Genomic DNA, 8,871 nt, shown 5'->3' on the forward strand with positions numbered 1-8,871 from the left:
TACTGCCCCCCGCTTTTCAGTCGTCAAGCTGAAGGAATATTTACAGTCCCGATCGCCCCATCTCAGCCTTAGTGAACAGTCAGCAATCGAAGGGTCAGAAACCGGCTTATTGCCTTCTTATTAACGTATTAACGCAGAGGCTAAGTGCTGCTCGCCCATGACTATACCGGGAATTAAACACGAACCCAGTGAGCCGGGTTTTCGCCAGCAACCACACTATTTACTTCTTGTAGTTCTATAGGTTCATTGGAGAGCCGTTCTTTCTGCCTTGCTGCCCTGTTAAGCCAATCTTCGGTTTTACCGATGGCGTCCTTCAGTTTCTCGATATCACACCCATACTCCTCTCTCAGGAAAGAGCGCTGTAAAGATTCATACCATTTCGCCTGGTCAGGGTCCGGAATACCAGCCTCAATTCTGGCATTCTCAAGCTCGTCACGTTTTTCGATCTCAAGCTTCAATTTCTCTGTCCTACCATCTTTTTCATAAAGTTTTATGTAGTCATTAGTCCTTGCTGACTCTGCCGCATAAAGTTTGGTTCGCAATGCGAAGATTGACTCCTCCATTCTCTGGTATTTTTTTAAGAACCTCTCTTCCGGTAAAGTAAAAGCGGTGATCTCGGTTAATTTTTCCCGGGTATCCACCGACGCTGACACAGCTGAAGTAATAAAGTTAGAGATTGAATGGGAGAGCATATAGCCAATAGCAAAAACCCCGATGGCAATAAATATACCGATAGGTACAGATAAAACTAACGCGACCCCCGCCTGTGGTACACTTGCACAAAGAATTAAAGCACCAACAAAAAGCGCCGGTGTTACGGCAGAGGCCAGCACTATGTTTAGAGTGTTTAACACGATAGAGGACACGGTGTAAGCCTTGCTGCGTATTGTTTCTACCAGTGAACTCCGGTCAGTCTCTGGATTATTGACCTGGTATATTGTCTTGAAGCTTTTGGAAAAGAGTTTAATCGCCAAGGCAAGCTTTTTTATTTTGCCAGGTGGTTGCCTGAACTCCGGATCATCAATGGTAATATCATCAGCCTTGAATGGCGATTCCATCTTGTCGAGCGCTGTTTGTTCCGGCGAAGACGTCGTCAGCCTGATTGTATCGAAGGCTCCAGGCTTTGAAGTTTTCTCAGAATTGGATACTGTCCTGTGAAAGATTGACTTGTCTGAGCTTGTCTGGCTTTCGGACCTGACAGCTTTATCATCCGATTGCGGCACTGTCACTTTTTTTTCATCAGTTAAGGGGTTTGCATCTCCTGATGCTGATTTGATTGAGGGAACACTTCCGTGAATCATAGGACACTCCTTGTGTTTATTGCTTGTATTTAAAGAGCTAACGTCCATAGTTCTGACAGTACACGCTGCCCATTGCCAAACTGAGAATTACACACGAACCCAGTGACCGGGGTTTTCGTCTTTCAACTCCACCTTTGTGGCAATGGCGTTTTCAGGATCAGTCTTATTATTCAGTTCTTTTAGTTCCAGGTAAGTGAGCAGTTCTTTCTGCTTTGCTGCCCTGTTAAGCCAATCTTCGGTTCTTCTGATGGCTTCCTTTAGTTCCCCGTACCTAAAAAGGTCATCATCATACCACTCATACCAATCTCTCAGGCAGTAGCGCTGAAACGCGTCGTACCATTTCTCTTTATCCGGGTCGGGATTCAAAGTACCAGCCTCAAGCCTGATGCGCTCTTTGGCCTCAATCCTTGATTCCTTTGTTTCACAACTTCTTAAAGCTCTGACAAGCTCTGCATCATAAAGCTTGGCTCGCAATGCACCAAGAGACTCCTCCATCCTCTGGTACTTTTTTAAAAAACTGGCTTCGGGTGACGTAAAGTTGGTTACCTCGGTGAATTTTTCATAGGTATCCACACACGCTGACACTGTTGAAGCCACCATGTGCGAGAATCCCACGGACACTAACCAACCAAAACCAAAAAAACCAAGAGTCATGGCTGTCACGAGAAGTACAGCAAAACCAGGTACGGAATCCATGTCTAACTTATCTATATGGACACGGGCATTACGCACAAGATGCTTGAGTCCCTCCAGGATTATTGTTCCGGTTAGAATGAATAGCAATGTAGCGGTCACGGTGAAAGCCCGGCCACGTATTGTTTCTACCCGTGCACTCCGGTCACTCTCTGGGATATTGAAAAGAGATATTTCAGATAGTGTCGTATAGCTTGTAAAAAAGAGTACAGATGCCAGAAGAAATTTATTTACTTTAGAAGGACGCTGAAACGCCGGGTCATTAACGGTGATATCCCCGGCTTTAAATGGCGACTGCATCTGGTGAAACGCTGTTTTTTGTCCGGGCAAAGGTTCCATCAATAGCTTGAGGTTTTCGGGTTCTTCAAGTCGCGGACATTCCCTGGGAGCAGTTTCTTTGGAAATAGATTCTTTGGAAATAGATTCTTTGGAAATAGATGCTGCCCTGTGATGTATTGGATGCCCCGTGCATGTTGGGCTTTTGGACTCAATAGTTTTATTGCCATCATGCTGCGCTGGCACTTCTTTAGTGAATAGCTCCGATTGTGTCACAGTTGATAAGCTTGGAATTCCGTTGTCCATAGGACACTCCTTGTGTTCGGCATTTAGAGGGCGTATGCAGTTATTGGCAGGGAATTGATAAAATATTTTCCACCGTTTCTGGTTAATTATGGAAGAATTTAACGATTTGTTTTGCCATAAACACTAACTGTCCGGTTAGTAATACTAAACTCCTCGCTTTGTGGAGGAGGCAATGAGAAGTTCGCGAAGAGAACCGCTGATAAAAATTTTCCCCCACGCTTCTGAGGCTGTCGCATCGAGATCATTTTTCCGGCTTTTGCGACAGCCTCTGGAGCGTGTGAGCATTCTCTGTGCTCATTTTATACTTAACGCCTGATGGCAATGGTAAGCCCATCGGAAACAGGCAGTACCATCATATCCACACGATCATCGTCGTGGATTTTCCGGTTCAATGCTTTCAGGGCTGCAGTGTCATCATCACTTGCGTCTGCATCTGCTACCCTGCCGCTCCACAGCACGTTATCGATAAGAATCAACCCGCCAGGGCGAATCAGCTGCAGGCATTGTTCGTAATAGGCGTCGTACCCCGTTTTATCCGCATCAATAAAGGCCATATCAAACTGATTCCGTTCACCGTTGCGGATCAGCTGATCCAGGGTTTCCGATGCCGGGGCCAGGTGGAGTTTGATCCGCCCGGAGACACCGGCTTTTTCCCAGTAGGGTTTGGCTATGTCGGTATACTCACGGTTGATATCACAGGCAATCAGCTCCCCATCATCGGGCAGTGCCAGGGCGACAGAGAGTGCGCTGTAACCGGTGAAAACACCGATTTCCAGGGTCCTGCGTGCATTGGCCAGTTTTGCCAGCATGGCCATAAGCTGCCCTTGTTCGGCAGAGATTTGCATCATTCGGTAGCGATGGTGACTGGTCAATTCACGCAGCTCTTTTAATACCGGATGCTCACGCAGACCAACATTATAAATGTATTGATAAAGCCTATCATTGAGTTGCAGGGTTTCAGTGGACATTGGTAGAGGAATCCTTTTAATTCACAGGTGAAAATAAATTCAGGACATGAATTTAATTGCTGACTAACAAGTCAGGAATAAAGTCTGAAAGTGATTATTTATTATTCATTGTTATCCTTCTGCTGTAGTAATTACTGATGCTTAACAATCATATAACATTTTATTCGTTGATACCTTTACTGTGCTGTGTGAGAATTTTAAGCTCAGGTCAGCTTGAAAACGTCAATAGAATTATTTTTAGAAAAGGCTTTATCAAAACAACAGAGGCGGTCCCTGATTATGGCAACATTACTGTTTTACAATGAACCGGCATTTCTGAACCGCGAAGTGCATAAGACCCTTAAGTTCAAGACATCTGACGACTATTCTTTCACGGAAGAGGTAAACTCTGTACCGCTGACAGGTATTGAGTTTTTTGAAGCCAGCCGTGATATGCCGGTGCTTTTCAGCAAGGATGAGCAGGACAGCTTTTTTCCCCTTGCCCTGCTTTCCCTGATGGATACCGGGCATAAGCACCTGGGTGAGGCGGGCAGCTGGAGTGACAGCTATATTCCTGCTTTTATCCGTCGTTACCCTTTCGCCCTGACTGATGAAGGCTCTGTCTGTTTTGATCAGAAAGCCAGTCAGTTTGATGGTGAAGACGGTGAAGCGCTTTTCAGTGATGACGGTGAGAATACAGAAACACTGAATAACATTATTCAATTTCTTAATAACTATGATCAGCAGTACAAGCATACCCTTAATTATTGTAATGAATTAAAAGCGCTTGATCTGCTGTCTCCATTTAATCTCCAGATTCTTTTGGAGAAGGATAAACCCTTAAGGCTTGAAGGGTTATTTGTTATTGATGAGAAAAAACTGAACTCCATTCCGGAAGAAAAAGTGAAAAGCTGGTTTGATTCCGGCTGGCTGGCGTGGACCTATGCACACTTGCACTCACTGGGTGCATTGAACCGTCTGGTTAAGCGGCAGCAACCAAAACTGTAATCGTTCCGGAGTTGTACCAAATGGGTTCTGACATCCGCCTGGAAACTTTTATTGGTAGGGTGCAGAGCTCATCGATCTGAACCACAGGACGTAAGTGGTTCGACAAAATAATAATTATTAGACAAGGAAGCAAATTATGGCTGGTTTTGGTCGTACTCAGCTGTCGGTTTCCATCGGCCGGGTTAACTCGGCGAGGGCTTGCCAGAAATCCACCGGGGCCTCTTTCTCTTCGGTCCTTCGAGCGCCAGCGGCGGCTGGTATGTTGTTGTCCGGCACGGCAGTAGCGGCTGATCACGATATACAGGCCGTCAGTGACTTCACTTCCATTAGCAGTAATAACAATGTCCATGATATTACCTCCAGAAAAATGTCGGGTACGTCCGCGATCAACGTATTCGATAAGTTTGTGGTGGGTTCATCCCATACCGTAAACCTTCAGGTTCCTGACAGTGCCAGCAAGCTGGTCAATATCGTTCGAGGCTCTGAAGCGCCCGCTGTTCACGGGATTATGAACAGCTACAAGAACGGTTCACTGGGTGGTGATGTGGTATTTGCCAGCTCAGCGGGTTTTCTGGTGGGTGAGTCGGGGGTAGTGAACGTTGGTAGTCTGGCGATCAAGACGCCAACAGATGCTGAAATATCGGGGCTGATCAGCGGTACAGATGCCGTTGATGCAAAAATCACTGATCTACTTAACGACAGTTTTAGTGTTTCATCCTCCGGCACGGTTCGCATCAAAGGCAAGATCAATACCGCCAGTGGCCTGGATATCAATGCCAATACCATTCAGGTGGATAGCAGCGGTATTGTTATTTCAGGGCGTGCAGCCCAGGCCAGTGCGGTTGCATTAACCGCTGTTAATGTTGACGACCTGACCATTCCCACAGAGCTTAATGTCGATGGTGGCGTCATTACCCTGATGGCGTCCAGTTCAGCTACAGGCGCCATTGATCTTTCCGGCGATCTTTACGCTGATGGTGGCTTCACCATCATGGCGGATAATATTGATGTAAATGCCGGGGCAACGCTGGACAGTCGGGACTCAAACTCAGCCAGTGCAGCCGGTACCATTGCCTTTAAAGGCAAGACTGATCAGACCACAACCACCCTGAAACTCAGCGCTTCTGGTAAAACGGTTGTTGTTGAGTCCGCAACCGCCTCCAGCCCTGAACAGGTTGCTGAAGGTATTACCGTGATTGGTAATACGACAGTGGCTGGCTCTGCCACGGTCACCGCAGACACCTTCAAAACCAGGGCAAATAGCAGTCTGGACCTCAGTGGCAGCCTGACTGTGACTGCTGATAGCAAGGCCAATGTCTCTGGTACCCTGGCCGCTGAATCCGGCATTACCATCACCGCCAAAGATATAGACCTGAATGCTGGCAGTACCCTGGATACCCGGAACAGTGATGACTCCGCGAGGGGGGATATCACCCTCACCGCCTCAGTAACCAAGGCGATAGGTTTTGGCAAGGCCGATTCTGACACCAACATTGACCTGGGAGGGCAGGTCTACGCCAGAAATGTCACGGTTGAGGCCAAATCCATTGCCAACAGTTCGTTTTATGAAGAGCCGGGTGCGTCCATGGGCATTCTGGCCGCTGGCTCCTTTGTCGGGGCCTCTTTCTATTTGATGGAGGCGGAAGCCGATGCCACTGTCAACGTCAATAGTAGTGCAAATATCCAGGCCAGTGGCAATGTTTCCCTGCAATCCGAGGCTCATGCCTTAACGGAAGCGTCGTCTATTGTTATTGGCGAGGCACTCCCTGCGTCCTTACCGGCCATCTACGCCAGCAGTGACGCCACCAGTACCACCCATGTCAAAAGTGGCGCGACGATTGAGGCAGAGGGTAATCTTGAGGTTTCGGCCCACAATGAAGCGTATATTTCCGCGTCGGCGTTAGACATTATTGCGGAAGATGACAATAAGGTAGTCATAGCCGCCGCGGTGGCTGAGTCGGATGTAGATGCCAGGGCGATTATCGACTCGGGCGTCACCCTGGACGCTGACAACCTGGTGCTGGCCGCAGAAAACCAGAACTATTATTACGTTTCCGCCTCCGCTTATGGTCTGACCAATACTCAATATGGCATTGCCATTGCCGTTGGTGATTTTAATACCAACACCACGGCAGAGCTGGGCAGTAGCCTTGGTACTGACAATGACAAGGTGGGTAATGTCACCATCACCTCCCTTAACCGTACCTTGAATCAGCGGGTGCATTCCGGTGTCACGGTGGGAAGCAGCCTGCTGTTCAGAACGGTGGGGTCGAAAGCGGTTCAGGGGTTATCGGCGCTACAATCCGGGGTCAGCAATTATACCCGACAGTTTCTCAAGGGCTCAGGGCAGAGCGTAGATACGGATGATTCAGGAAAGGTCAGTTTCAAGGGTGGCCTGTCGTTTTCCCTGAACCTTTCGGACCATGACGCCTATAGCTACCTTGGCAATAATGTCAGCGGACAGACTGATGCGCCGAACATCAATGCCACCGGTAACGTGTTGCTGGCAAGCCAGGTTGATGTTGGCAGTGACAATGAAAAAATGGCCGGTGGTTACGGTGCAGGCTCTCTGGGCGGCGACCAGGGCGGCTATCGAACGTCTGCCGAGACCGCGGTAACCGCACCGGAAGAAGGCTCTGCTGGTGCAGGACAGTCAGCGGCATCAGATACCAGCCTGGCGATGGCGTTGAATTTTGCCATCAACGACAGTGATGCGGTTGCTGAAGTGGGGGAGTCAACCCGGATTAAGGCGGCCAATCTTGGTATTGTTGCCGGTCAATACATGCCCATCGTCAGCACCTACGACAAGTGGGATACCATTGCCGATGTGCTGGGTAAATTTAACGGCATTGGTGGTTTGCAAAACAATTTGCTGACCACGTTTGCCAACGCCGGTGCTGCTGCGGATAAAGAAGCCTATGGTGGATCCCTCAATGTGGTCTGGAACGATATGGACACCAAGGCGTGGATTGGTGATAACGCCGAGGTGACCACCACGGGGACTGGCAGCTGGAATGCCAGCCGTGAGCTTAAAGCCAATAGCAAAGTCACCAGTCTTCTGGGTGACTACAGTGTTTTCAAAGACATCAATTATAGCTTCAGCTTTGATAACTCCATAGAAGTCAGTGCCTATAACCTGATGGAAACGGCCAACCTGGCCGGGAATATCGGCTCATTGGGTATTCTGCCCAATGGCAATGGTACCAACAAACAGGGTAAAGCCGTTGGTGCTTCCATTACCTACGTTCAGCAAAGTGGTCAGGCGGTGGCCGGTATCGGTAAAGCAACCGTAACCGCTACCGGTGATGTTGATATTTACGCTGAAACCGATGAACGACACGTTCTGGTTACGCCGTCATCCGGTATGGGGAAAGGGCTTGGTTTTAACGGGGTTCTGGGTTTTCTGAACTCTGAGGTGCTGACTCATGCATCGCTCCATAACGATGCCCAGCTGAGTGCCGGTGACCTGGTGATTGTTGCCGAGCATGAGTTTGGCAACTGGGCGGCAGCCGGTGCGGTTAACTGGTCCGATGAGTCCGCAGTGGGGATTGCCATCGCCGCTAACGTATCCCAGGGCGATACCAAAGCGTTTATTGGCGATAACAGCAGCGAATACGACAAGGTCAAGTTTCAGGACGGTAGCAACAGCAATACTACCAGGCCTGCTCCCACATCACCGACCGCTCCTGCGCCCACCAAAGGGATTATTGCCAACAGTGTGTCTGTCCGTGGTCGTTCAAGTGGCACCAACGGTTCCATTGCAGTGGCCGGTGCGTTAACCACAGAGCCAAGCAACGAGCCGGGCATCGGGCAAAGGTTTGAAAACTGGTATAACGGTCTGTCCTCCAAAGTGGCGGCCAATTATACCGGTGCCAACAGCAGCAACGGCGATTCGTCCATTGGTCAGTCGGCTGACAATGGCGGCAATGATGATAGCAATGCCAACAGTGGCCAGAGCAGCGCCGAAGTCTCCTCGGCACAAACGGGATTGACCGGTGCCGGCAGCTTTACGGTATCGGTCAACAATATGGACGCCAAGGCCATTATCGATGGGGCATCCATCAGTGGTCATGCTAACGGGAACAGCTATAACGATGTTGATGTAGAAGTACAGGCACTGGAAAAAGTCATCTCCGCCAGTGCCTCCGGTTCTGCAGCGCTCTCTATGCTGGGAACCCAGTCGCCTGCGAACCAGAATACCATTGCCGGTGCCATCGCCTATCAGATCAGCTTTAACGATGCCCTGGCCTGGATCAAAAACACCACCATCAACTATGCCGATGATGTGGTGGTTCAGGCACTGCACGGCGGCGAGTTAACCTCCGTTGCCCTGGCGCTTT

Annotated in this window: 5 protein-coding genes; 2 read left to right on the forward strand and 3 right to left on the reverse strand. The window is 49.1% G+C overall.

The window, feature by feature from the left end; all coding sequences use genetic code 11:
• Window positions 1-173: 173 nt before the first annotated feature.
• The 3 genes from KDK13_RS04215 to KDK13_RS04225 form a co-directional block, all read right to left on the reverse strand.
• Window positions 174-1,349, reverse strand: coding sequence for a hypothetical protein (locus tag KDK13_RS04215; protein WP_257283678.1), 1,176 nt, complete (start codon window positions 1,347-1,349; stop codon window positions 174-176).
• Between the two features lie 39 nt (window positions 1,350-1,388).
• The gene (locus tag KDK13_RS04220) at window positions 1,389-2,576 is read right to left on the reverse strand and encodes a hypothetical protein (RefSeq protein WP_257283679.1); all 1,188 of its coding nucleotides are present in this window, start codon (window positions 2,574-2,576) and stop codon (window positions 1,389-1,391) included.
• A gap of 305 nt (window positions 2,577-2,881) precedes the next feature.
• Complete coding sequence (locus KDK13_RS04225) at window positions 2,882-3,544, reverse strand: class I SAM-dependent methyltransferase (RefSeq protein ID WP_257283680.1); 663 nt, start codon at window positions 3,542-3,544, stop codon at window positions 2,882-2,884.
• Window positions 3,545-3,823: 279 nt separating this feature from the next.
• Between KDK13_RS04225 and KDK13_RS04230 the strand changes: the two genes are divergently transcribed.
• Both KDK13_RS04230 and KDK13_RS04235 read left to right on the forward strand, forming a co-directional pair.
• On the forward strand, window positions 3,824-4,531 hold the full coding sequence (locus tag KDK13_RS04230) for a SapC family protein (RefSeq protein ID WP_257283681.1): 708 nt from the start codon (window positions 3,824-3,826) through the stop codon (window positions 4,529-4,531).
• A gap of 136 nt (window positions 4,532-4,667) precedes the next feature.
• The coding region (locus KDK13_RS04235) for a leukotoxin LktA family filamentous adhesin (protein WP_257283682.1) at window positions 4,668-8,871 on the forward strand (4,204 nt) is incomplete at its 3' end.

This window comes from Endozoicomonas sp. SESOKO1 (assembly GCF_024606265.1).
Classification (GTDB): Bacteria; Pseudomonadota; Gammaproteobacteria; order Pseudomonadales; family Endozoicomonadaceae; genus Endozoicomonas.

Bases quoted from the DNA above. Each gene is read 5' to 3' on its own strand.
- KDK13_RS04215 (WP_257283678.1), bottom strand. From the start codon at position 1,349: ATGGACGTTAGCTCTTTAAATACAAGCAATAAACACAAGGAGTGTCCT.
- KDK13_RS04225 (WP_257283680.1), bottom strand. From the start codon at position 3,544: ATGTCCACTGAAACCCTGCAACTCAATGATAGGCTTTATCAATACATT.
- KDK13_RS04220 (WP_257283679.1), bottom strand. From the start codon at position 2,576: ATGGACAACGGAATTCCAAGCTTATCAACTGTGACACAATCGGAGCTA.
- KDK13_RS04230 (WP_257283681.1), top strand. From the start codon at position 3,824: ATGGCAACATTACTGTTTTACAATGAACCGGCATTTCTGAACCGCGAA.